The sequence below is a fragment of the Clostridium nitrophenolicum genome, from assembly GCF_055391695.1.
The window spans coordinates 4,891,064-4,916,776 of the sequence record NZ_AP042469.1 but is presented as its reverse complement, the minus strand read 5'-3'; the positions used below and the strand labels follow the sequence as shown (position 1 = coordinate 4,916,776).

At 32.1% G+C, this 25,713-nt stretch carries 20 protein-coding genes; 14 read left to right on the top strand and 6 right to left on the bottom strand.

Annotated features, from left to right (window positions below; translation table 11 throughout):
* Positions 1-359 precede the first annotated feature (359 nt).
* Together ACZ5N4_RS23265 and ACZ5N4_RS23260 are read right to left on the bottom strand one after the other, a co-directional pair.
* Positions 360-2,624 (bottom strand): DNRLRE domain-containing protein, encoded by a 2,265-nt coding sequence (locus ACZ5N4_RS23265; protein WP_464204858.1) that lies wholly within the window; start codon positions 2,622-2,624, stop codon positions 360-362.
* Between the two features lie 475 nt (positions 2,625-3,099).
* Positions 3,100-4,134 (bottom strand): glycosyltransferase family protein, encoded by a 1,035-nt coding sequence (locus tag ACZ5N4_RS23260; RefSeq protein WP_464204857.1) that lies wholly within the window; start codon positions 4,132-4,134, stop codon positions 3,100-3,102.
* Between the two features lie 305 nt (positions 4,135-4,439).
* On the opposite strand from ACZ5N4_RS23260, the gene ACZ5N4_RS23255 reads away from it, so the two are divergent.
* The 6 genes from ACZ5N4_RS23255 (at position 4,440) to ACZ5N4_RS23230 (ending at position 10,484) form a co-directional block, all read left to right on the top strand.
* Complete coding sequence (locus tag ACZ5N4_RS23255; RefSeq protein WP_464204856.1) at positions 4,440-5,429, top strand: glycosyltransferase family 4 protein; 990 nt, start codon at positions 4,440-4,442, stop codon at positions 5,427-5,429.
* 228 nt (positions 5,430-5,657) lie between these two features.
* Positions 5,658-6,638: a CgeB family protein gene (locus ACZ5N4_RS23250; protein WP_464204855.1), complete on the top strand. Its 981-nt coding sequence runs from the start codon at positions 5,658-5,660 to the stop codon at positions 6,636-6,638.
* A gap of 107 nt (positions 6,639-6,745) precedes the next feature.
* Positions 6,746-7,720, top strand: a complete 975-nt coding sequence (locus ACZ5N4_RS23245) for a CgeB family protein (RefSeq protein ID WP_464204854.1) — start codon at positions 6,746-6,748, stop codon at positions 7,718-7,720.
* Between the two features lie 216 nt (positions 7,721-7,936).
* Entirely contained in the window at positions 7,937-8,869 is a 933-nt protein-coding gene (locus ACZ5N4_RS23240; protein WP_464204853.1) for a glycosyltransferase family 2 protein, read from the top strand.
* 41 nt (positions 8,870-8,910) lie between these two features.
* Entirely contained in the window at positions 8,911-9,324 is a 414-nt protein-coding gene (locus ACZ5N4_RS23235) for a sugar 3,4-ketoisomerase (RefSeq protein ID WP_464204852.1), read from the top strand.
* Between the two features lie 65 nt (positions 9,325-9,389).
* The gene (locus ACZ5N4_RS23230) at positions 9,390-10,484 is read left to right on the top strand and encodes a DegT/DnrJ/EryC1/StrS family aminotransferase (protein ID WP_464204851.1); all 1,095 of its coding nucleotides are present in this window, start codon (positions 9,390-9,392) and stop codon (positions 10,482-10,484) included.
* Between the two features lie 50 nt (positions 10,485-10,534).
* Here the strand turns inward: ACZ5N4_RS23230 and ACZ5N4_RS23225 are convergent, their stop codons facing one another.
* Genes ACZ5N4_RS23225 through ACZ5N4_RS23210 form a run of 4 tightly spaced genes read right to left on the bottom strand, consistent with a single transcriptional unit; the run spans position 10,535 to position 13,672 of the window.
* On the bottom strand, positions 10,535-11,266 hold the full coding sequence (locus tag ACZ5N4_RS23225) for a DapH/DapD/GlmU-related protein (protein WP_464204850.1): 732 nt from the start codon (positions 11,264-11,266) through the stop codon (positions 10,535-10,537).
* 12 nt (positions 11,267-11,278) lie between these two features.
* The gene (locus tag ACZ5N4_RS23220; protein ID WP_464204849.1) at positions 11,279-13,039 is read right to left on the bottom strand and encodes an HAD-IIIC family phosphatase; all 1,761 of its coding nucleotides are present in this window, start codon (positions 13,037-13,039) and stop codon (positions 11,279-11,281) included.
* Complete coding sequence (locus ACZ5N4_RS23215) at positions 13,032-13,433, bottom strand: VOC family protein (protein ID WP_464204848.1); 402 nt, start codon at positions 13,431-13,433, stop codon at positions 13,032-13,034. Before ACZ5N4_RS23215 ends, ACZ5N4_RS23220 begins: the two co-directional genes overlap by 8 nt.
* 2 nt (positions 13,434-13,435) lie before the next feature.
* A complete protein-coding gene (locus ACZ5N4_RS23210; RefSeq protein ID WP_178908785.1) occupies positions 13,436-13,672 on the bottom strand; it encodes an acyl carrier protein in 237 nt (78 codons plus the stop codon).
* Between the two features lie 248 nt (positions 13,673-13,920).
* On the opposite strand from ACZ5N4_RS23210, the gene ACZ5N4_RS23205 reads away from it, so the two are divergent.
* From ACZ5N4_RS23205 to iorA, 8 genes are all read left to right on the top strand, one after another.
* A complete protein-coding gene (locus tag ACZ5N4_RS23205) occupies positions 13,921-14,670 on the top strand; it encodes a sugar phosphate nucleotidyltransferase (RefSeq protein ID WP_464204847.1) in 750 nt (249 codons plus the stop codon).
* Positions 14,671-14,784: 114 nt separating this feature from the next.
* Positions 14,785-15,798 (top strand): dTDP-glucose 4,6-dehydratase, encoded by a 1,014-nt coding sequence (rfbB, locus tag ACZ5N4_RS23200; RefSeq protein WP_464204846.1) that lies wholly within the window; start codon positions 14,785-14,787, stop codon positions 15,796-15,798.
* A 196-nt stretch (positions 15,799-15,994) separates the two neighbouring features.
* On the top strand, positions 15,995-18,415 hold the full coding sequence (locus tag ACZ5N4_RS23195) for a U32 family peptidase (protein ID WP_464204845.1): 2,421 nt from the start codon (positions 15,995-15,997) through the stop codon (positions 18,413-18,415).
* Between the two features lie 37 nt (positions 18,416-18,452).
* Positions 18,453-20,813, top strand: coding sequence for an endonuclease MutS2 (locus ACZ5N4_RS23190; protein ID WP_464204844.1), 2,361 nt, complete (start codon positions 18,453-18,455; stop codon positions 20,811-20,813).
* A gap of 35 nt (positions 20,814-20,848) precedes the next feature.
* Positions 20,849-21,319 (top strand): 2-thiouracil desulfurase family protein, encoded by a 471-nt coding sequence (locus tag ACZ5N4_RS23185; RefSeq protein ID WP_464204843.1) that lies wholly within the window; start codon positions 20,849-20,851, stop codon positions 21,317-21,319.
* 150 nt (positions 21,320-21,469) lie between these two features.
* On the top strand, positions 21,470-22,483 hold the full coding sequence (locus tag ACZ5N4_RS23180) for an alpha-hydroxy-acid oxidizing protein (RefSeq protein WP_464204842.1): 1,014 nt from the start codon (positions 21,470-21,472) through the stop codon (positions 22,481-22,483).
* A 240-nt stretch (positions 22,484-22,723) separates the two neighbouring features.
* Entirely contained in the window at positions 22,724-23,620 is an 897-nt protein-coding gene (locus tag ACZ5N4_RS23175) for a phosphate butyryltransferase (protein WP_464204841.1), read from the top strand.
* Positions 23,621-23,951: 331 nt separating this feature from the next.
* Positions 23,952-25,712 carry an indolepyruvate ferredoxin oxidoreductase subunit alpha gene (iorA, locus tag ACZ5N4_RS23170; RefSeq protein WP_464204840.1) on the top strand — a complete coding sequence of 587 codons (1,761 nt, stop codon included), beginning with the start codon at positions 23,952-23,954 and terminating at the stop codon, positions 25,710-25,712.
* Position 25,713: the final 1 nt, after the last annotated feature.

The following is a 25,713-nucleotide window of genomic DNA, read 5'->3' as shown; positions in this document are numbered from 1 at the left end:
AGTTCCACCATTGTTAGTTAATAGTATTGAAGAGTCACCTAAAGTATTTTGTATAGTTAGCGTTGCTTTTACGAAGCTTAATTAGCCATAGTTTGTGCAGATATATTGTAAATATAGGTAGCATATATTGAAGCAAATATAATGTTTTAATAAGTAATTATATAGTGATATTTACGGTTATGAAATTTTTCAAAAATTAATCTCATTTTAAATTAGTTTAATTAAAATACATATTTAAATAAATACTTCTTAATTTACATTGTACTGCATACAGGTAAAATATTTTCAATTTAATAAGGTATTTAAACCTTTAAAACGAGAAGCCTTATGCATTAATGCATAAGGCTTCCCAATATAAGCTAATCCAATTTCATAAGAGTTATCTGTGCACCAACTGAAGGTGCTAAAGCCATGGTGAAAGCTACTGCTGAGTTGTTGCGCAACGTAATTACATCACCAGCAGCAAGGCTGAGTATTGCTCTTCCTGATGTGTCACCAGTAGCGAGTTGAATAGGAACAGGTGTAGATGGATCAATAGCGCCATTTATAGCAATTGCTATTTGGGATCCCAAACCAGCAGTGGTGTTAACACTGTAACTAACTTGATATATGCCTGCATCAGTTACAGTAATAGTAGTAGTTCCTGCTGTATGGGATATATTAGTTAAAGGACCATTATTAGAAAACGGAACATCAGATCCACCAGGAACTGTAGAATCAATAGCTGTTGCAAGTTCATACACATATCCAGATGCAGCTAATGCAGCACCAGTAGCTCCAGTAGCGCCTGTAGCTCCAGTGTCACCAGTAGCGCCTGTTGAACCTGTTGCGCCAGTAGCTCCAGTGTCGCCAGTAGCGCCTGTTGCGCCAGTAGCACCAGTGTCGCCAGTAGCGCCTGTTGCGCCAGTAGCACCGTCAGCCCCAGCAGTACCAGTAGCGCCTGTTACACCGTCAGCCCCAGCAGCTCCAGTAGCGCCAGTAGCGCCTGTTACACCGTCAGCCCCAGCAGCTCCAGTAGCGCCAGTAGCGCCTGTTACACCGTCAGCACCAGCAGCCCCAGTAGCGCCAGTAGCTCCAGTGTCGCCAGTAGCGCCTGTTGCGCCAGTAGCACCTGTAGCCCCAGTAGCGCCTGTTGCACCGTCAGCACCAGCAGTACCAGTAGCACCAGTAGCGCCTGTTACACCGTCAGCACCAGCAGCACCAGTAGCTCCAGTAGCGCCAGTAGCTCCAGTGTCACCAGTAGCGCCTGTTGAACCTGTTGCGCCAGTAGCTCCAGTGTCACCAGTAGCGCCTGTCGCACCTGTAGCTCCAGTGTCACCAGTAGCGCCTGTTGAACCTGTTGCGCCAGTAGCTCCAGTGTCGCCAGTAGCGCCTGTCGCACCTGTAGCTCCAGTGTCACCAGTAGCGCCTGTTGAACCTGTTGCGCCAGTAGCTCCAGTGTCGCCAGTAGCGCCAGTAGCGCCTGTTACACCGTCAGCACCAGCAGCCCCAGTAGCGCCAGTAGCTCCAGTGTCGCCAGTAGCGCCTGTTGCGCCAGTAGCACCTGTAGCTCCAGTGTCACCAGTAGCGCCTGTTGCGCCTGTAGCCCCAGTAGCGCCAGTTGCACCGTCAGCCCCAGCAGTACCAGTAGCGCCAGTAGCGCCTGTTACACCGTCAGCCCCAGCAGCTCCAGTAGCGCCAGTAGCGCCTGTTACACCGTCAGCACCAGCAGTACCAGTAGCGCCTGTTACACCGTCAGCACCAGCAGCACCAGTAGCTCCAGTAGCGCCAGTAGCTCCAGTGTCACCAGTAGCGCCTGTTGCGCCAGTAGCTCCAGTGTCACCAGTAGCGCCTGTTGCGCCAGTAGCGCCAGTTGCACCGTCAGCACCAGCAGTACCAGTAGCGCCAGTAGCCCCAGTAGCTCCAGTGTCGCCAGTAGCGCCAGTAGCCCCAGTAGCTCCAGTGTCACCAGTAGCGCCTGTTGCGCCAGTAGCGCCTGTTACACCGTCAGCACCAGCAGCTCCAGTAGCCCCAGTAGCGCCTGTTGCGCCAGTAGCTCCAGTAGGACCTGTAGCGCCGGTAGCTCCAGTTGGACCGGTTGGTCCTACTGTGCCATACTGTATAATTAGGAATGGCCTTTGTGCTGGAATTGTCCAGTCGGAAGATCTATAGCCTATTATAGTATCTAACAAATTTTCTATTCCAACTAAGGTTATACCATTGTTTGGAATTATATTATAAAACCAATTAGCAACTAAACTTGTTATATCAATACTAACAAAATTGTTGATATCTGCATCTGTTATATTTCTAAAATATGGTGTTGGATTTATTCCTGGTGCGTTATTCCAGGTGACTGTGTTTTGTGAAAAGTTATTTGTATTTGTATATACACTGACTGTCTGTGGTGATAACAGCGCGTCAGGAGTATCTTTTCTATAAACAAACAATTCTAACGTAGCACTTTGTATAACACTTCCAGGAGGAATAACGCCAGCTAAATTAAACTTTAACAAGCTTTTGTATGAGTCATTAGGTTGAGCAAAACTTCCAGTGAACAAAACTTGTGAACTACCAAAGTTTGTAGTTGCGTAGTACTGAGATATATACGCATCATCGGTAGGAATAACTTGTATAAGTGGCATACTTTCCTCTCATCTCCTCATTTATTTCATTCTTTAATTATTACTCTTTTAATCTTTTGATGTTGTGTCAATTACTCTAATATGCCTTACTACAATATATGTCTTTGTAATAAAATTGTACATAAGATAACAAAATTTTATATGTAACATCTGTATTTAACATTTTTATATAAAGTGTTTAATGATTTCATAATATATTAGAATAAATTATAAATATAATTATATTTATAATTTAATTGTATAATGAGTATCTACAGCTTCAAGGAAAGTTTTAGAGTTTTAATCAAGGTAAAATGAAAAGCTTGATTGAAGATGCTAGGGCGGATTTGTATATCAAAAATTAGGATTAGAATATAATACTCCTTTTATGTGGGGAAATGGTTAGATGGGACTCTTGATGATTTATGTAGAATAGCTTCTTAATATATATTTAAACCCTGCTAAAAATCTGCAGGGCTCTTAATTAGTTCAAGTCTTATAAATTTATATTGAATTCTTTGCTTAATACTTCTAAAACGTAATTAGCTCTTACGTTCCAGTTATTTGCTAAAGCTATTTTTACTCTTTCATTTTGCAGCATCCAATTATTTTCTTGTAACGCCATATTAATATTATATAGAAATGTCTCTCTGTTAGGTGATATATAACATAAATTTGAAAATTTATTTAGTTCATGCATATTAGTACTTACTACAGGTTTAGCCAACGAAAAGTACTCATATAACTTAATTGGATTACATGAGTTTGTCATGTTAGTAACCTTAAATGGTATTATACAACAATTAAAATTATTAATATAGAATGGTAGGACAGAGTGTTCTTTATGACCTAGATAAAATGTGTTATTCTTCATTACAGTTGGTGCATTAATACCATAGAGAGTTCCAATAAATACGAAATTTATATCTTTGCGTTCAGTGATATAGTTAATGGTATCCCAGTCAAACCATGTTGCTATTGCTCCTACATATCCTACTATTTTCTTTCCTACAGGTAAATCTGGTGGAAAGTTTCTTTTAAATAGTGAAAAATTATCGTTGTCAACTGCATTATTAAGCAAGTAAACTCTTTGGTGCCTATTCTTGTGGTAATTATATATATTTTCAGCACTAGTAAAAATTAGATCAGCTCTCATTTCCATTTCTCTTGCGTATTGAGCCCAGCAAGAAAACTCGTCACTATAACTATCAACAACATCATAAACTACGTAATTATGAGGATACTTATTTATATTATATACTTGATTAGAGCAGCTTGCCCACAAAATTACTGGAGAAATTAGTTGGACATTATTAAAATCATAATCCCGACTAAGCACATATAGATTGTTGCTTATTTTTTTTATATAATTACCATCTTTATCTTCAATATAATAAACTAAACAGTTTTTTTTACTTAGACTGGACATCAAATGTTGAGGTCTTTGAACCATCCAGTCAAAAGGAACTGTTGGCATTTGAATTATAGTAATCATAGCTGCATACCTTTCAAATATAATTTTATTACTCATATTTTGTTAAATGCATAAAATAGTACTTATTTTAAATTATTGTTTCAAATATGAGTCATTATATTATATTGCCTTAAGTAAATAATTGTGCAGTATGATATCTTCTGTTAGGAGAATACTTGCTGCGCTGATATAAACTACTTATCATTTTGCATATCTTATAAAATAATGTTTATTGAATTATATGAAGTGAATTGATAATCTTTAATAACTTACTAGTAATAAAGCGTGATAATTAGATAAATAGCTGCATAGTAATATTTCAAGAACATTTACAAATTAGCAACTTATTTAGGAGGATTGCTATGAAGGTATTATTATGTATAAGAAGCGATTATTATAGAAACTTTGCTGGAGATTCAATGCAGGTATTAAAAACAGCACAATATTTGAGAAAAATGGGTGTAGAGGTAGATATAAATGATGGCTCTATAATAGATTACTCTAACTATAATATAATACATCTATTTAACCTAACAAGAATAGGTGAAACTTATAGATATTATAAAAGAGCTAAGACATACAAGAAAAACATAGTGCTATCTTCTGTGTATTGGGATTTAAAGAAATATTATAATTACATTAATGATTTGGAAAATATAAAGCTTTGGGATAAATGTAGAGCTTATAGGTTAGAAATACTAAAAGGATGCAAGATGATATATCCTAATAGTAAAATGGAAGGAGACATTATAAAAAAAGAATTTGGTAATTGGATGCCGTATAATGTAATCTACAATGGTGTTGAAATAGAAAATGAAGATGTTCCTCTCTATAATTTTAAAGAGAGGTTTGAATTAAATAACTACGTATTATGTGTAGGAAGGATCTGTCATAGAAAAAATCAGCTTATACTTGCAAAAGTATGCAATGATTTAGGATTACAGCTAGTTCTTATTGGCAATGTTAACGACAAGGAATATTTTAATAAATGTATAAATTACAGTAATGTTAAATATCTAGGGTTTATGGATAGTTATAATATATATAATGCATATAGGTTTTGTAAAATACATGTATTACCTAGTTTTGTTGAAACTCCTGGACTTTCTTCATTAGAAGCAGCTGCTTCAGGGTGTAATATAGTATCTACTAGTGAAGGAAGCACTAGAGAGTATTTCGAAAATATGGCTGAATACTGCAATCCTTATAGTGAGGAGAGTATTAGTGAGGCAATTGTAAGAGGAATTAAGAAAACTAAAACTGAAACGTTGAAAAAACATATATTAGATAACTTCAATTGGGAAAAGTGCATAAAAGAATTATACAGTAGTTATAGTCAAATTATAAAGTAAAGGGAATAAAAGGTGACAAGAAATATTGCATTTACAATATTTTTGCCATCTTTTATTCTTTTTATTTGTTAAAAATTCATTTCACTAAACAATGTATTGTTGAATAAATTATCATGAGCAAACATTCTTATTTGATAAAATCTTTAAATAAGACATTGTGTTAGTAATCTCTTCTAGTGCCTATAATTAAAAAGATTATATAAAAAAACTAAAATAGGAGGAAGCTTAATGAGAGTTTTAGCTTTATGCAGTACTGATTTGATATATACTTTACCGTTAGGATTCAAGGAAGCTGGTCATGAGGTTCAAAAGTCAGGACTAATTATAGAGGATAAGCTTATGAGACAAATAGATAAATTTAAACCAGATTTAATTATAAGTATGGGATGGAATGAGGATCAATTTTTAGAACCGCAGCTAATAACAAGAAGGGTCACAAAAGCGACAGGAATCCCCCATGTCTATTGGTCGGTTGAAGATCCAGCTTTCACAGAAGAATTTTGTTTGCCATTTATGGAAAGAGTTCAACCAGATTTTGTATTTAGTATTTGTCCAGAAACAGTAGAAGAATATAAGAGAATGGGAATTAAAGCAGCATATATGGATTTTGGTTATAGTAGTTTAATTCATCATCCTGTTACTCCTAGACAAGATTACAAATATTCTATAGCAGTAGTTGCTAATCTTTATCCTATTTCTCTTTACAATAATGAAAAGTTTAAAAGATATGAATCTATTAAAACTCTTGTAATGCCATTATTGAAAGAAAATATTAGAATAGACTTTTGGGGAAGAGATTGGGAGAGAGCAGAGAGTTTGTTAGGTTATGATATACCTAAAGAATGGATTCATCCATATTTACCTTATTTGCAAACCAATGACGTTTATAATTCATCTAATATTACAATTGGATTACAAAATTCTGATGATTTGCTTGCTATGAGAACTTATGAAATTTTAGCAGCTGGAGGATTTCTCTTAACTAAAAATACAACTAGAGTAAGGAGTTCATTAAAAGTAGGTGAACAATTAGTAGCATCATCTTCTCCAGAAGAGACTATAGAGCTTGTAAAATATTATTTGAATCATCCAGATGAATGTAGAAAGATATCTATGCAAGCACCAACTGCTGTAGTTGGTAAGAGTTATAAGGAAAGAGTCCAATATATGATTGAAGTATTAAGTAGAGAAGGAATATTAAAAATATAGTTAAGTGATATAAGAAGAGTGTCAGTAACACGTTATCTAACATGCTCTATAATATATCTTTCACATGTGAAACTTTTTCTTATAAAAGATTTGAAGGGGGAAACTTAATGAAAGTTTTTGTTTTATGTAGTACAGATTGGATATATACTTTACCCTTAGGATTTAAAGAAGCTGGACATGAAGTTAAAAAGTCTGGACCAATTTCAGAGGACAAACTTATAAAACAAATAGATGAATTTAAACCAGATTTAATTTTAAGTTTGGGATGGACGGAAGACCAAAGTATAGAAAGACAAGTAATAACTAAAAATGTTGCGAAGGCTTCAGGAATACCTCATGTATATTGGAATGTTGAAGACCCCGCATATACCTCAAGATTTTCTTTACCCTTTATGGAAAGAACTCAACCGGATTTCGTATTTACTATCTGTTCAGAGACAGTAGAGGAATATAAGAGAATGGGAATTAAAGCAGCGTATATGGATTTTGGATACAGCCCCTTAGTTCATCACCCTGTTACTCCTCAAGAGGAATATAAATATTCTATAGCTATTATTGCAAATGCTTATCCTGATTTACTTCAAATTTATCCTGAACATTATAGACATCAATCCATTAAAACACTTATAGTTCCATTGCTGAAAGAAAATATTAGGATAGATTTTTGGGGTGGAGAATGGGATAGAGCAGAGAGTTTTTTAGGGCATCATATACCCGGAGAATGGATTCATGGACCATTACCTTATATAGAGGCTAATAAGATTTACAGTTCATCTACTATTATGATTGGTCTACAAAATTATGAAAATATGGTTACTCAGAGAACTTATGAAATCTTAGCGTCTGGAGGCGTTCTTTTAACTTCTGATACAACTGGAGTAAGAACTTTGTTTAAATCAGGAGAACATCTAATAACCTCATCTTCTCCAGAAGAGACAGTAAAACTTGTTAAGTATTATTTGAAACACACAGAGGAGTGTAGAAAGATAGCTATGCAAGCACCAACTGCCGTAGTAGGTAATAGTTATAAGGAAAGAGCCGAATATATGATTCAGGTATTATATAGAGAAGGAATATTATAAAATATATTTATTTCACAGAAGAAGAGCGTCGGTGATTGATTTTAAATGGCGCTCTTTATGGCTATTTTAAAAAATAATATATAAATTATTTTTTATATAAATTCATTGCACTAAACAATATTATGTTGAATAAATTATTATGAGAAAATATCCTATATAATTAATAAAATAATATAAAATAAGCTTTAACATAATTTAACTGTTGGAGGGAGTTTTGTGCAAGAAAGATTACCGCTAGTAAGCATTTTAATTCCAGCTTACAACCAAGTACAGCATTTAGAGAAGGCTTTAATAAGTGCCTTAAATCAAACTTATACTAATATAGAAATAATTATATGTGATGATAGCACTACTGATGAGGTAGAGAAACTAATAAAGAATTATTTGCAAAAGTACAAAAATATAAAATACTATAATAATGGTGGTCCTTTAGGACAAAAAGGTGTTTTAAATATGCAAAAATGCTTTGATTTAAGCAGTGGAGAGTACATTAATTATTTAATGCACGATGATTTATTTTCTCTAAATAAAATTAAACTTATGTTAAAGTATTTAGTTAATAATAAGGATGCAACCTTGGTTACTTCTCATAAAAGGTTTATTAATGAAAATAATCAATGTTTATGTGATACAAAACCTTTCATGGATATAAATTGTAAAATAAATGGACAAAATTTAGGTTTTTATATGCTTAACAATATGATAAATGTAGTGGGAGAACCTACTACAGCAATGTTTAGAAAAAGAGATATTGGAGATAAAATTCTTAGTTATGAAGGTCGAACAATAAGAGGCTTTGGAGATATGGCTATATGGCTTAAACTTTTAACTAAAGGGCACGCAATATATATTAAAGAACCATTAAGCTATTTTAGAATACATGGTAAACAGAATACCTATGACCCTATAATTCAACTTTGGGGCATTGTAGATTGGTATCATTTAATAACTAATTCGTATTTGAATAATAACTTTATAAAAAGCAGAGATCAGTATTTAAATGTTATTAAAAAATGGTTGAATACTTATAAGCCAAAGATAAAATTTATAAAAGAGCATTTAAGTGAAGATGATGAAGAGGAGAAGGAATTAAGAGAAAACTTAAATTATTGTTATATACAAGCAATTAAGACTTTATTAAACTTATAAAACTATTTATAGATTATATTTTAGAAGGTTAGGTGTGTATAATGAAGAAGTTAACGTATATCTTTGATGAAATATGTGACTACAGAGGGATTTTAGTAGCAATACAACAGATAAAAGATATACCTTTCGAAATAAAAAGAATCTACTACATGTACGGAACAAAAGAAAATGTAATTAGAGGTTGTCATGCACATAGGACTCTTCAACAAGTGCTTATTTGTATTAATGGTAGTTGTAAAATTCTATTAGATAACGGTGCTGAAAGAGAAACGGTAATTCTAGATAAAAAAAACTTAGGCATATATATTGGAGCTAATATTTGGAGAGAAATGTTTGAATTTTCAAAGGATGCTATTTTACTAGTTTTAGCATCTGATTATTATGATGAAAAAGACTATATAAGAAACTATGATGAGTTTTTAAAATCTATAAATCTACCTAGTAATGTTTCATAAATTATTAGGAACTTTTGATGGTTATGAACTACTTAATTAATTTTATATAAGCAAGGTGAAATGATTTGAAAGTTATGTTTAATAATTTTAAACCCATGCACAAAGAACTAGAAAATGAAATTTATGAAAAGTTTAGAAAAGTATATGAGGATAACTTTTTTATACTAGGTGAGGAAGTTAAAAAGTTTGAAGAAGATTTTGCAAAATTTTGTGGTGTTAAGCATTGTATAGGATGCGGCAATGGATTAGATGCTTTATACTTGATTTTAAAAGCCTATGACATTGGAAGTGGTGACGAGGTAATAGTGCCATGTAATACTTATATAGCAACAGCATTAGCAGTTTCTTATAATGGTGCAAAACCTGTGCTTGTTGAGCCAGATATAACAACGTATAATATTAATGCTAAGCTTATAGAGAGTGCAATAACTAAAAAGACTAAGGCTATAATACCGGTTCACTTATATGGGCAGTTAGCAGAAATGGATGCAATAGTAAGTTTAGCTAAAAAATATGATTTAAAGGTTATAGAGGATTGTGCTCAAGCTCATGGAGCTGAATTAAGTGGAGTAAAAGCAGGAAGTTTTGGAGATGCTGCAGGTTTTAGCTTTTATCCCGGAAAAAATTTAGGAGCATTAGGTGACGGAGGGGCTGTATTAACAGATGACGTAAATTTAGCGCTTAAAGTTAAATCTATTAGAGATTATGGTTCAAATAAAAAATACTATAATAAATATAAAGGAGTTAACTCAAGGCTAGATGAAATTCAGGCAGCATTTTTGACTGTAAAGTTAAGACACCTAGATAAGTGGAATAATTACCGAAGATATATTGCTAATATGTATCTTCAAGGTATAAAAAATGAAAAAGTTATTAAACCATATGTCGTTGGAAAAAGTAATCATGTATGGCATATATTTGCGGTAAGATGTGAAGATAGAGATAAACTTAAAAAGTATCTTGAAGAAAACTTTATTGATACGCTAATACACTATCCTGTACCTATACACCTACAAGAGGCCTATAAAGATTTAGGGTATAAATCAGGTGATTTTCCTATAGGTGAGCAAATAGCCTCTCAGGTACTCAGTTTACCAATATGGTATGGGATGAAAAAAGATGAAATAGAATATGTGATAGAAGTTATAAATAATTTTTAGTAAATTTAAAATAGAGCTACCTAAGGGTAGCCCTTTCTAAATTTACTTTTTTAGTCTATTTTGAGATTTTTACGATCATTCCATGGATACGCATTCTCATAAACCATCTTAGTACATGGTATTTTAGTTAACTCACATATCTTTTTAGCCGGATTTCCACCATATAAATAACCCGATTTTAAGTTTTTGCTTACAAAACTCCCGGAGGAAACAACAACATTTTCTTCTATTTCAACTCCAGGTATACACGTAGTTGCAGCTCCAATAACTGAATTACTACCGACGACTATCCCCTTATCGCATAAACCGCATGGAGGGTGAATATCTGAAGAAGTAGTTACATTAGAAAATACCCAGACATTATCGCCGATTTTTGATTTATCCGTTATAAGAACATGAGTATGAATTCTACTATTATTACCAATAACAACGTCACTAGCGACTGTACTATATGTTCCCACTGAACAATTATCACCTATCTTAACGTTTTCTCTTATTACTGCAAAATGTCCTGTACTAAAATTTATCCCTGCTTCAGCAGATGAATAAATAATACTATATGAGCGAATTATGCTATTTTCTCCTATAACAGTTTTAGGATTAGTATAATGATCATCTGTATAATATTCTTTTCCATATTCCCCTATAATGCAGTTATCTGCTATAAAGGTACCTTGCTTAATAACAACATTTTCTTTTATAATTACATTATTGCCTAAGACTACTCCATCTTCTATTGTAGCACTATCATCGATAATACAATTAACTCCTCTTTTATTCATTACAATCACCTGCTAAATTATTTTAATATAACTAGGACATAGTATTTCATTATTATCTATGTCAAACAAATAATAATTAGCTTCATCCCTTAAAAATCCGAGATTTGTATAAAAATCTTTAACTGGTTTGTTCTTTTTAGTAGGGATATACTCTCCAATTAGCTTCTTTATATTGTATTCTTTAGCTTTATTATAAATAAAAGACATGAAAGCATTTTCAATATTTCTTCCCATAACCCTACAACTTAATAGAAATGTATCTATAAATAATTTACAATCATCAATTTTCTTTAATATACAACAACCAGTAATGCCATTGTCGCCAAATTTATCTATTACTCTAATATAATATATTTTATAATTGTTATCTTGAATCATTTCTTTTATATCTTTTTCTGAATATCGCTTTGTTGTTAAGTTAAATTGATTTGTCTTTTGAGCAAGTTGAGCGATTCTCGATACCGCAAAACTGTCTGCTTCTTTTATTTCAACTCTCATTTCTAGACTTTTATAATAATCATCTAAATTGTTATAACTATTCTTTAAAATATTTCTGTTTATTTGCGCTTTATAAATGTCAGTTTTATGCAAATCCTCTTCGGTTAAATTAATTGTCTCAAAATAATTTAAACTATTAATTAAATCAGGATATTCTATAGGATTTTTAGAAAGATTTATAACTGTAATTTCTGGAACTTGTTGTTTTATGAGTTCGCATTCTATTGGGTTATCATCAATAAATACAATACTATCTGTACCGATATTTAACTCCTCAGAAATAGTTTTTATATTAGTGCATTTATCATTCCAGCTTGCTTTAATACATGCAAAATCTGTCCTGTTTAAAATCATATCAGGATGTTTTTCAAATACTTCGTCCACATCTTCAGGATTATTTTTACTACAAATAGCTAAAATAACTCCTCTATTTTTTAGTTTTAAGAGCTGCTGCTGAAAGTCTTTATAGCATTTACCTGGATATGCTTCGCCAAGTATAATTCCATCAAGTCCATCTTCTCCTATAATTCCACCCCATAAGGTGTTATCTAAATCTAATACAATACATTTCTTTTTTAAGCCATAAATAGCCTTTATATATTTGGTGTATTCATTTGCTAAAAGCACATAAAATTCATATTTATATGGATTTTTAGATAGATACCACATTTTTTTGTCTTGAATATTTAGTTTTCCTATTAAACTTGAAGTATTATCTACATCAACTAAATATACTCCTTTATACTGATTAACTAATTTAACTAACTCATAATTTAATTTTCTTAAAAAATTAATTTGCCCATCTGTATCTTGGAAATCATAAAGACTTGTATAATTGTTATAAGGCAGCATGAAATTATGAATGATTATGTTACATTTTAAATCATTCTTTGCTTTCTCAATTATATTTTTATATTCATTAATAATATAATTTTTGACTTGTGATAAATTATTTTTTATATCTAAAAAGCTGCTTATCAATTGTGGGTAAAGCTCTTCTAATCTTATTGCAATTATAATAACATCTGGATTGAACTTGTATAAATTGCTTGTGGCATTGAATAACTCTTGATGATATTGATTATATTCCCCTATAAACAAATTACTATATATTTTTTCTTTGTATAACTGGACTTTTAATATTGGTACTATTGTTTCGATAGTAAAAGATCTTAGAATGGCAATATTTAGTTTTTTAAAATTATTATCAATAATTTCATTGCTAATGTTATTACTTTTGGCTACATAATCTAAATATTTCATATTTTTATTCATAAAGCTCACCTGTTTCTAAAAATTCAACAATAGTATCATTTTTTAAATATGCAAAAATTACATTCTTATTATCAAAGGCGGGTGCTGTTATTTTGTTAGTAAAAATTATACCTAATTTATTCTTTTTAAATTCTGATATAAATTCATCTATATTTTTAACCTCATAACATAAATGGTGATATCCACCCTTAAAATTAAAAACAGTAGATTTTTCATTAATAGGTTCTATTAATTCAATTTTTTCTCCAGTCAATATATTTTTTAAAAAAATCAATTTATTATTTTGTATATTATCAATAATAATATTGGATATTAAAATGTATCCAATATTTTCGTAAATAACTAAGCTTTTTTGTATATCTTTGACTACAATTCCGATATGATTAAGTTTCATTTTTAATTCACTCCATGCTTCTTTAAAACATCAATAATATATTTAATTCCTTGGTTCATTAGAATGATCTCATTTGGTTCCAACACAATATTAAATTCATCTTCAAGAGCTGTTACAAGTGATAGATGTTTTAATGAATCCCAGTTTTCTAAGTTTTCAGGAATAATATCATCATCATTTAGGTTGTTAATTTTTTCGTTTAAAATTTCTTCCATAATTTTTACAAGTCTATCTCTCATTTATATCGACTCCTTAAAGTTAATATAGTATTAATTGATTTTGGTCTTATGACTATGACCTTGTTAAAGCGTATAAAATCTTATTTTATATTTTAGAATATTCATTAACTTTTATAAATGTGCAATTTGAAATTTTTAATTCATCTTTTAATAGCACTAAATAGCACTTCTGTGAATAGAATATAGTGGCTATAAAGAGAAAAGAAATTACCTAAATATCCATGCTCAAAAAACAGGAGGCGTTCACAGTGAAAGGAATAATATTGGCAGGGGGAACAGGTACGAGATTATTTCCTCTGACTCAGGTAGTAAATAAACATTTATTACCCGTTGGAAAGTATCCTATGATAGATCATTCAATAGCTAAAATGAAACAAGCAGGAATAAATGATGTTATGATTATTTTGAATAAAGAACACATTGGAGCAGCAGTTAATCGCTTGGGGAGTGGATATGAATATGGCATGAATTTTACTTACAGAATTCAAGATCAACCCGGAGGAATTGCACATGCAGTAAGTTTATGTGAAGCTTTTGTAGGTAAGGATAAATCCATTGTAATCTTAGGGGACAATATATTTGAAGATAGCTTAATAGACTATGTGGCTAATTTTGAACAACAGAATAATGGTGCAAAAATATTAATAAAACAAGTTAATAATCCGGAAGGCTATGGAATAGCAGAACTTAAGGGATACAAGGTTATTAATATTGAAGAAAAACCTAAAGATCCTAAAAGTAATTATTGTGTTACTGGCATATATATGTATGATAGTAGAGTTTTTGATATCATCAAAACATTAAAGCCATCTAAAAGAGGAGAACTTGAAATTACAGATGTAAATAATTGGTATATAAAAGAAGGCACATTAACTTATGATGTACTTCAAAGATGGTGGATAGATGCGGGGACTTTTCAATCCTTAGCTTATGCAAATGAATTATGTAAAGATATAAATTTAGATAACATTTTTAGTAGAGATTATAAAGTATCGTGAAGAGAAAAAAAGTGCTTTAGTTACTTAAATTTAAGTGACTAAAGCACTTTTATTAAAAAGCACTTTTATTAAATAGAATATTAATAGTTAAAATAAAATAGTTTGGAGGGGCTTATGAAAACTTATTTAGTTACAGGTGGAGCAGGATTTATTGGCTCTAACTTTGTTATATATATGTTAAACAAATATTCCAGCATAAGAATTATAAACTTAGATAAAGTCACTTATGCAGGAAATTTAGAAAACCTTAAAGAGGTAGAAAATAAACCTAACTATGTATTTGTTAAAGGGGACATATGCGATAAAGAATTAGTAGAAGAATTATTTAAAAAATATGATATAGATCACGTCGTAAACTTTGCAGCAGAATCCCACGTGGATAGAAGTATAAGAGAACCAGAAATATTTGTAAAGACTAATGTATTGGGAACAGTTACATTATTAAGTACGGCTAAAAAATCATGGGAAACAAAAACAGGCTTTAAAGAAGGAAAAAAGTATATTCAAATATCAACAGATGAGATATATGGTTCACTTGGAGAAAATGGTTACTTTGTTGAAACAACGCCATTAGACCCTCATAGCCCATATTCTGCAAGTAAGGCTAGTGCTGATTTAATCGTTAAAGCTTATTATGATACCTATAGAATGCCAATAAATATAACAAGGTGTTCAAATAATTACGGACCATATCAATTCCCTGAAAAGCTAATACCATTATTAATAAATAATTGTTTAAACTATAAATGTATACCTGTGTATGGAGATGGATTAAATATAAGAGATTGGCTATATGTGGAAGACCATTGTAAGGCAATAGATATGGTTATAAATAAGGGAAAAGTAGGAGAGATTTATAATGTAGGTGGACATAATGAAAAAACTAATATTGAAATAGTTAAGATAGTTATAAAATATTTGCATGAAAATGTAGATAAGAAGATAACAGAGGATTTAATTAGATATGTAGAAGATAGAAAAGGACATGATAAAAGATATGGAATAGATCCAACTAAAATAAAAAATGAACTAGGGTGGTATCCAGAAACTAACTTTGAGGTAGGAATAAAGAAAACTATAGAATGGTATTTAGATAACCAAGATTGGATGAGCGATATAGAGTTCTGATTTTATAGAAGTAGTTATTATAAATGGGTTGTCTCTACAAATATAATAACTGCTTTTATTATGCTATTATATAATATATGATTAATCCTTGTTATTAAAAGTACATTAGAGGGAGATAAATAATAGTGAATATGACATTTTAAATATGCTTAATCTATTGTATAATGAACTTTAGAATATTTTAGGAGAGATGAACATGAGAAGAATAGAACTACTAGCGCCTGCAGGCAGCATTGAGAGCTTATATGCAGCGGTACAGGCAGGAGCAGATGCAGTATATCTAGGTGGAAATAAGTTTTCTGCTAGAGCCTATGCATCGAACTTTGATGATGAAAACATGATTAAAGCAGTTCAATACTGTCACTTATATAATGTAAAAGTATATATAACTATAAATACTATTTTGAAAGAAAATGAAATAAATGAAGCATTGGAGTATGCAAAGTTATTATATAAAATAGGAGTAGATGCTCTTATAATACAAGATATGGGATTTGCAAGTTTAGTTAGAAAACATTTACCAGAATTTGAATTACATGCTTCTACTCAGATGACAATTCATAATGCTGAAGGAGCTTTACTTTTAACAAATCTTGGATTTAAAAGAATAGTTCTTTCTAGAGAGCTTTCAATAGACGAAATAAGATATATATCTAAGGATTTGGGTGTGGAAACAGAAATATTTGTTCATGGGGCACTTTGTGTTTGTTATTCAGGACAGTGTTTAATGAGTAGTATGATTGGTGGCAGAAGTGGTAATAGAGGAAGATGCGCACAGCCCTGTAGACTTCCATATACAATTATTGATAAAAAAAATAAGTCAGAGAGAAAAGGGTACATATTAAGCCCAAAGGATATATGTACTGTAGAAAATGTAAAAGAAATAATTGAAAGCGGTACAGCTTCACTGAAAATAGAAGGAAGGATGAAAAGGCCAGAGTACGTAGCAGGCGTTGTTCAAGCGTATAGAAAAGCAATCGATGAATACTATAAAAGTTCATCAGGTGAGAATTTGGATTATAGCAAAGGCTTTGACTTAGAACATGAAAAGAAAAAGCTTATGCAGCTATTTAATAGAGAAGGATTCTCTAGAGCATACCTATTTGGTAATACTGGCAAAGATATGATGGCTTATTCATTCCCAAAGAACACAGGAGTTGAGCTTGGAAAGGTTCAAAAGGATTTAACATTAGTATTAAAGGAAAATGTATCCTTAAAAGATGGAATTAGAAGTGGTGAAAAGGGTTTTATTATTTCAAAGATATTAAAGAATGGAAAAGAAGTTGATGAGGCATTTAAGGGAGATAAGATAAAGTTACTTCCTCAGGAATATAAAAATGGAGATGTTTTATTTAAAACATCTGATTCAAGGCTTTTAAAAGAACTAGAGACTTTTTATAAAAATGCATTTGAAAGAAAAATAGAATTAGAACTTAAGGTAAAATTTAAAGTTGGTGAGTCAATAGCGTTATCTACATTATATAAAGATAATACTTTCGAAGTAAAAGGTGAGATTGTTCAAAAAGCTATAAAAAGACCACTGGATAGAGAAAGAATTATTGAGAGTCTAAGTAAAACCGGAGATATTCCATTTAAATTTACAGAAATAGACTTTGTAGGTTTTGAAGAAGGATTTTTACCTGTATCCTCCATTAATGAAATAAGAAGAGAACTGTTAACTAAGATAGAAGAGCACATATTGACTTCTGATAATAAAAATAACTTAGTAAAATTAGAAAAAGATAAAAATACACTAGAAAGAAAGAATAATAGTGAAAATAATAATTTAGCAATTAACAATGCTAAAACAAATTATTTAGAAATTCCTAATACTATAATATTCTTAAATAATGAAGAACATATTAGAGCATTTCTTGAATCAGATTTTCAATATGCAGCTATAAATCCATTTTCTAATTTAGGCTTTAACTGCTTAGATAAACTGAAAGGTAAAAAAGTATTTTTTAAGATTCCCAATATAATAAAATCAGAGTTTAACTATATTTGTGATTCTATAGAATCAAGGCTTACAGATATAGAAGGATTAATAACTGCTAATCTGGGAATAATAAGTAAGTTTAATAAAAATACAAAAATACTAGGAGATTATAAATTAAATATATTTAATAGCTATGCATTAGACTTCTATAACAAATTTCTATGCGGAAACTGTTTAAGTGTTGAATTAAATAGAAAAGAGTTGTTAGATATAGTTAAGAAAGATAAATCCCTTACACAGATATTAGTTTATGGAAAAGTTGAGCTTATGGTAAGTGAATACTGTCCTATTGGAAGTGTATTTGGTGGTAAAAGTGCATGTAAAGACTGCAGCAGAGCTTGTGAAAAAGGACAATTTGTTTTAAAGGATAGAAAAGGAGAGGAATTTGTTCTAAAAAATGATAGATTCTGCAGAAGTTATATTTATAATAATGTTCCTACTAATTTAATATCTAATATTAAAGAATTGAGAACAATGGGCGTAAGATCTTATAGAATTGATTTAATAGATGAAAGTTATGATGAAGCTAAAAGAATTTTAGAGGCTGTTAAAGAAGAATGCTGGAAAGATGATTTTAGCAAATTTACAAGAGGACACTATAAAAGGGGAGTAGAATAATCTATATAGTGCCTTAGATGAAAAGGTGGTTAATATAATGAATGATAGAGCTTTAAAAATTTTAGAATTTGATAAAATAAAAGAACAATTAAAGAAGTACAACGTTACTAGTGCAGGGAAAGATTTAATAGATGACCTAAAGCCTTATGATAACATTTATGAGGTGAGAGAACATTTAGAAGAAACAAAAGAAGCCTTCAAATTGTTAGTTACTAAGGGAGCTCCACCTTTTGAGGGTGTTTATGATATTAGAAGTGGAATAAGTAGGGCTGAAAAAGGTTCTACCCTTATGCCGGGCCAGCTTTTAAAGATAGCAGCAGTACTTAGAGCTGCAAGAAAATTTAAAGATTATATATCTCATAAAGAAGAAGAGGAATCCTTTAGGGTGATAGAAGATATATGCGAGGGTATTGTTCCTCTAAAAAATCTTGAAGAGCAGATATTTATAGCTATAGAAAGTGAGGATGAAGTTTCTGATAGAGCAAGTTCAGCACTTTATAACATAAGGAGATCATTAAAGGATAAAAATGCATCAGTAAGAGAGAAGGTTAACTCTCTTATAAGAAGTTATTCAGCATATCTTCAAGATAACTTATATACTATGAGGGGAGACAGATATGTTCTTCCTGTTAGGGCTGAACATAAAGGTTCAGTACCAGGACTTGTTCATGATCAAAGTTCTAGTGGAGCTACCTTGTACATTGAGCCTATGAGTTTAGTTAATTTAAATAATGAAATTAAAGAACTTATGCTTAAGGAGAAGGCTGAAATAGATAGAATTTTAGCTGAACTTTCAGGGAAAGTTTATGACAATATAACAGTAGTTAAGAACAATGCCAGCATTGTATGGGAGCTAGACTTTATATTTGCAAAAGCCAAATTTGCCAGTGAATCAAATTGTACAGCTCCTATAGTAAATGATGAAGGTGTGGTTGATATTATAGAGGCAAAACACCCTTTAATTGATAGAAAAATAGCAGTGCCAATGAGCATGCACCTAGGAAGAGAGTTTACTTCGCTAGTTATAACAGGTCCTAATACCGGTGGTAAAACTGTTACATTGAAAACTGTAGGATTATTGCAGATTATGGCTTTAAGTGGCCTTATGATACCTGCGAGGGAGAACTCTACTGTAAGCTTTTTCAAAGAAGTGTTTGCAGATATAGGAGATGAGCAAAGCATTGAACAAAGCTTATCTACTTTCTCGTCTCATATGACTAATATAGTAAATATTATAAAAAATGCTGATGAAAAGTCATTGATATTATTTGATGAGCTTGGTGCAGGAACTGATCCAACTGAGGGAGCTGCACTAGCAGTATCTATATTGGAACATTTGAAAAAAAGAAGCTGCAGAATAGTAGCTACAACTCACTATAGTGAGCTTAAAGCATATGCTTTGAAAACAGAAAAAGTTGAAAATGCTTCAGTAGAATTTGATGTAGAAACCTTAAGACCTACATACAGGCTTCTAATTGGAGTACCAGGAAAATCAAATGCCTTTGAAATATCAAAGAGATTAGGTCTTCCTGAATTTATAATAGGAGATGCAAAAGAAAGTATTGCTAGTGAAGCTCTCAAATTTGAAGATCTAATACAGGATCTTCAAGAAAAAAGTATAAAGGCAGAAAATCATGCAAGAGAGACAGAAATATTAAAATTTGAGGCAGCAAAAATAAAAGATAAGTATGAAGAAAAAATGTATAGCTTGCAAAATACAAGAGAGAAAGCTTTAATTGAGGCGCAAAGGGAAGCAAAGAAAATTATCAAAGAAGCTAAAGAAGAGGCGGATCAAATTCTTAAGGAAATGAGAGAGCTTGAGAAGATGGGATATGCCTCTGATGTAAGACAAAAGTTAGAAGTGGAGAGAAGAAAACTTAAAGAAAAGCTTGAAGATGCTGAGAGTAAAGCAAATTATGTTAATAAGGAAGATGGCGAAGAGTTAAAAGTTGTAAAGGAAGGACAGGAGGTTTTCTTACCTTCTTTAAATCAAAAAGTTATTGTATTATCAAAGCCTGACAACAAGGGAGAGGTACAGGTTCAAGCTGGTATTATGAAAATAAATGTTAAGCTTAAAGATTTAAGAGCTTCTAAAGGTCAATCAAAAGAAGAAAAGAAAATGATGAAAAGAGAAGCAAAACTAAATTTAAGATCTGTTTCTTCATCTGTAGATTTGAGAGGTATGGATTCAATAGCGGCATCATATACTGTGGATAAATATTTAGATGATGCTTATATGGCTGGATTAAAGGAAGTAACCATTATTCATGGAAAAGGTACAGGAGTACTTAGAAATGCAATAAATGACATGCTTAAAAGACATACTCATGTAAAAAATTATAGATTAGGAGAGTATGGCGAAGGTGGTACAGGAGTTACAGTTGTAGAGTTAAAGTAGAAGGCTACTTTTTATATTAAATGCGAGGTGATAGCATGATTATAGTAAGTGCTTGTTTATGTGGAATTAATACTAAGTATAATGGTGGAAATAATCTGGATGAAAGAGCGCTAAAGCTTTTGAGAGAGGGTAAAGCTATACCAGTTTGTCCGGAACAACTAGGAGGGCAAAGTACACCTAGAGCTGCACACGAGATATTTAAAGGAACAGGTGCTGACATATTAGATGGAAAGGCTAGAATTTTAGGACCAGAAGGTGATGATGCTACGGAAGAATTTATAAGAGGGGCATATGAAACTCTTAAAATAGCAGAAGAGTGTGATGCTAAAGTTGCTATATTAAAAGCAAGAAGCCCTTCCTGTGGATTTGGTAAAATTTATGATGGAACTTTTACAGGAAATAAGATTGATGGAAATGGAGTTACTGCTGAGCTTTTAAAAAGGAATGGAATCAAGATTTATACTGAAGAAGATGAACTTGATAAGATAGATATAGAAAACAAATGATAAATTAAAGATTCTTCGATTATTAAAATAACAGTTGAGATTTAAAATTAATAAATTATAATTAAATTGTAAATCTAAATAATTTAATACTTTAACGGAATGATGGCTTACCAGTATGTTTTGGTATGTCAAAAGAAGGGGGAGATATTAATGAACTACAAAGAATTATTAAAAAGCGCTCGTGAAAATCTAAATGGAAGCTGCAGAGTTTGTCCAGTGTGCAATGGTAAAGCCTGTGCTGGAGAAGTACCAGGGATGGGCGGAAAAGGAACTGGCGATGCATTCTTAGCTAATATAGAGGCTTTAGATTCATACAAATTAAATATGCGAGTAATACATGATGCTAAAGATCCTGATACTTCAATTGAATTATTTGGAAGGAAGATGGATGTTCCAGTATTTGCAGCACCTGTATCTGGTACTACATTAAACATGGGCGGCAAGTTTACAGAAGAAGAATACATCTCATGGGTAATAGGTGGATGCTTAGATGCAGGTGTTTATCCTATGGTGGGAGATACTGCTGTAGACTCATTTTTAATAACAAATTTAGAACAATTGAAGAAATTTAATGGAGAAGGAATTGCTGTAATAAAGCCTTGGGAAAATAGTAATGTAATAAAGAAAATTAAGCTTGCTGAGGAAGCGGGAGCTTTTGCTGTTGGAATGGATATAGACGCTGCAGGGCTTATAACTTTAGCACTCCATGGGAAACCAGTTGGTCCTAAAACTGTAGAAGATATTAAAGAAATTGTAAATAGTACAAAATTACCTTTTATATTAAAAGGAGTAATGACAGCAGATGAAGCAGAACTTGCTGTTAAGGCTGGTGTTGATGCAATAGTGGTTTCTAACCATGGAGGAAGAGTATTAGACCAAACTCCTGGAGTTGCAGATGTACTTCCTGAAATAGCACAGGCTGTTAAAGGTAAGGTTACAATACTTGCAGATGGTGGAGTAAGAAATGGTGTAGACGTTCTTAAAATGATAGCATTAGGAGCTGATGCTGTACTTGTTGGAAGACCTTTTGTAACAGCATCTTTTGGTGCAGAGCGAGAAGGTGTTAAGCTTTATGTAGATACTCTAAAAAGTGAATTAAAATCTGCTATGGTATTAACAGGATGCAAAACAGTAAAAGACGTTACTGATAGAATTATATACTAAATTTATATCTAAGATACTTACAATTAACATAGCGTAAAAATATCTGACGAGTGATAAATTCCTTTTGGATTTATCACTTGTTTTATTTTATAAAGTTTTAAATTCACTGCCAGTATAACTGTGCATTGTAAATGCCATAATCTGATGATATAATTGTTATTAAGTGCAAATATTTAGAAAATTAATTATTATAAATGTTTCGCTTACGATACTTATTAATATAATAAGGGGGAAAGAATTATGGTAAAAAAGTTAGATGAAATTTTAAGTTTAGCCAAGTCAAAAGAAAAAAAGACTTTATCAGTGGCGGCAGCACATGATAAAGAGGTTTTAAGCGCAGTAACTGAGGCTGTTAAGCTTGGTATCGTAGATGCAATTTTAGTTGGTGATGAAGATAAAATAAAAGGCATAGCTGAAGAAAATGGATTATGCTTAGATAATATAAAAATAGTAGATGAAAAGAACATATTAAAAGCAGCAGCAAAAGCTGTTGAATTTGTATCTAATGGACAAGCTCATTACATCATGAAAGGATTACTTGGTACTGCAGACCTATTGAGAGCTGTTTTAAATAAAGAAGCAGGATTAAGAGGTAAGGGATTACTTTCACATGTTATGGTTTACGAAGTTCCTACATATCATAAGCTTATATTTTTAACTGATGGAGGCATGGTTCCATATCCTGCTTTAGAAGATAAAATAGGAATCATAAATAATGCTGTTAAGGTAGCACATAAATTAGAGTTAGACATGCCTAAAATAGCACCAATTTGTGCAGTTGAAGTAGTAAACCCTGGAATGCAAGCAACTTTGGATGCATCTGTACTTAGCCAAATGAATAAGAGAGGGCAGATCAAGGGATGTATAATTGATGGTCCTTTAGGCTTAGACAATGCTATATCTAAGATAGCAGCTGAACATAAAGGAATTGTTAGCGATGTGGCAGGGGATGCGGATATACTTTTAGTTCCAAATATAGAATCAGGTAATTTCCTTGGAAAATCAATGACATACTTTGCCAATGCTCAAAGTGCAGGAGTTATTATGGGAGCTAAGTGCCCTGTAGTTCTAGTATCGAGAGCTGACAGCGCTGAATCTAAACTTTACTCAATAGCACTTGGATCAGTAATTTCATAATATACTTGAAATCGTTTATAGGGTTCTAAGGCCGAAAGTTAACTTATACGCCGGTATATGTTTCCAAGCTTCAGCACGTTAAAAACTTTTAGCCAGTCTAAAGCTTGTGTTTCAAGACAACCTAAGAACTTTCGAGAACTCGCTGTGCTCAAACAACTCTAAAGTTCTAAGGTTCTCTTAAAACCCTTCACTAAGACTGGCACAAAATTTTTAAATCTACTTCAGCATTGGAAACATATCCCTCTGTATAAATTAACTTTCTGGTTGATTTCTCTATAATTAAGCTTATAAAATTTTATAATTAGATAATAGGATGGGGGTATTATAAATTATGAAAGTCATTATGACAGGTAACGAAGCTATAGCAAGAGGTGCTTATGAAGCTGGATGTACTGTTGCTTCAGCTTATCCAGGAACGCCAAGTACAGAAATATTAGAAAATCTTTCTACATATGATGGAGTATATGCTGAATGGGCTCCAAATGAGAAGGTTGGCTTAGAAGTTGCAGCTGGTGCAGCTATAGGTGGAGCAAGAAGTATGACTACAATGAAGCATGTTGGGTTAAATGTAGCTGCTGACCCGCTCTTCACTATAGCATATGAGGGAGTTAACGGAGGATTTGTTGTGGTTAGTGCAGATGATCCAGGCATGCATTCATCTCAGAATGAACAGGATAACAGACTTTTTGCACCACATGCAAAGATTGCCATGGTTGAACCCTCTGATTCACAGGAATGCAAAGATTTTATGAAGGAAGCTTTTAAAATAAGTGAACAATTTGATACTGTAGTTCTTTTTAGAACTACAACAAGGGTATCTCACTCTAAAAGCGTAGTAGAGCTTGGAGAAAGAGAAGAAGTAGGAGTAAAACCATATGAAAAAAATATTCAAAAATATGTGATGATACCAGCGCATTCTAGAAAAAAACATTATGAAGTTGAAGAGAGGCTCAAAAAACTGCAGGAATACTCAAATAGCTGCAGCTTAAATAAAATAGAAATGTCGGATACTAAGATAGGCGTTGTTACTAGTGGAATATCCTATCAATACGTAAAAGAGGTGCTAGGTGATAAGGCTTCTATATTAAAGATAGGCATGAGTTATCCGCTGCCAGATAAACTAATTAAAGAATTTGCTTCAAAAGTTGAAAAATTGTATGTAGTAGAAGAAAATGAACCATATATTGAAAATGCAATTAAGGTTATGGGAATACAGTGTACTGGTAAAGAAATTATTCCTATTTGTGAAGAACTAAATTCAGACATTATAAGAAAAGCTATGCTTGGTAAAAGCAAGCCAGTAAGCTATAAAACAGATATTCAAGCGCCATCAAGACCTCCAGTATTATGCCCAGGATGTCCACATAGAGGAATATTTTATCCTGTATCAAAATATAAAGATGTTATAGCATCAGGAGATATAGGATGTTATACACTAGGGTTAGTTGCACCGCTCAACGTTACAGATATTTGCGTATGTATGGGTGCATCCGTTTCATCTGGTATTGGTTTAGAAAAAGCAAATCAAATGGCAGGAAGAAATAACAAGGTTTTTGCTTTTATAGGAGACTCAACTTTCTTCCATTCAGGGATTACAGGACTTATTAATTCCATATACAACAATACACCTATTGTTACTTGTATATTAGATAATAGTATTACGGCAATGACTGGACATCAGGAAAACCCAGGTACTGGAAGAACTCTGCAAGGTAAGGCAGCTCCAATTGTTGATATTGAAAAGGTTGTGCTTTCACTTGGAATTAAGGAAGAAAATCTAAGAGTTGTAGACCCTTATAATTTGAAAGCTACAGAAGAAGCGGTAAAAGCTGCACATGATAGCACTGAACCATTTGTAATAATAACAAAACAGCCTTGTGCTTTAAAGAAGGACGTAATAAAGAGGAGAGCTAACATGCACTGCAGCATACAAATTGAAAGCTGCAAGAAGTGTAAGGCATGTCTAAAAACAGGTTGTCCTGCACTTGAATTTAAAAATGATGTTGTAAGTATAAATAAAAATATGTGCAACGGCTGTGAGTTATGTAAACAAGTATGTAAATTCAATGCCATAGAAAAGGTTGGTGAGTAAA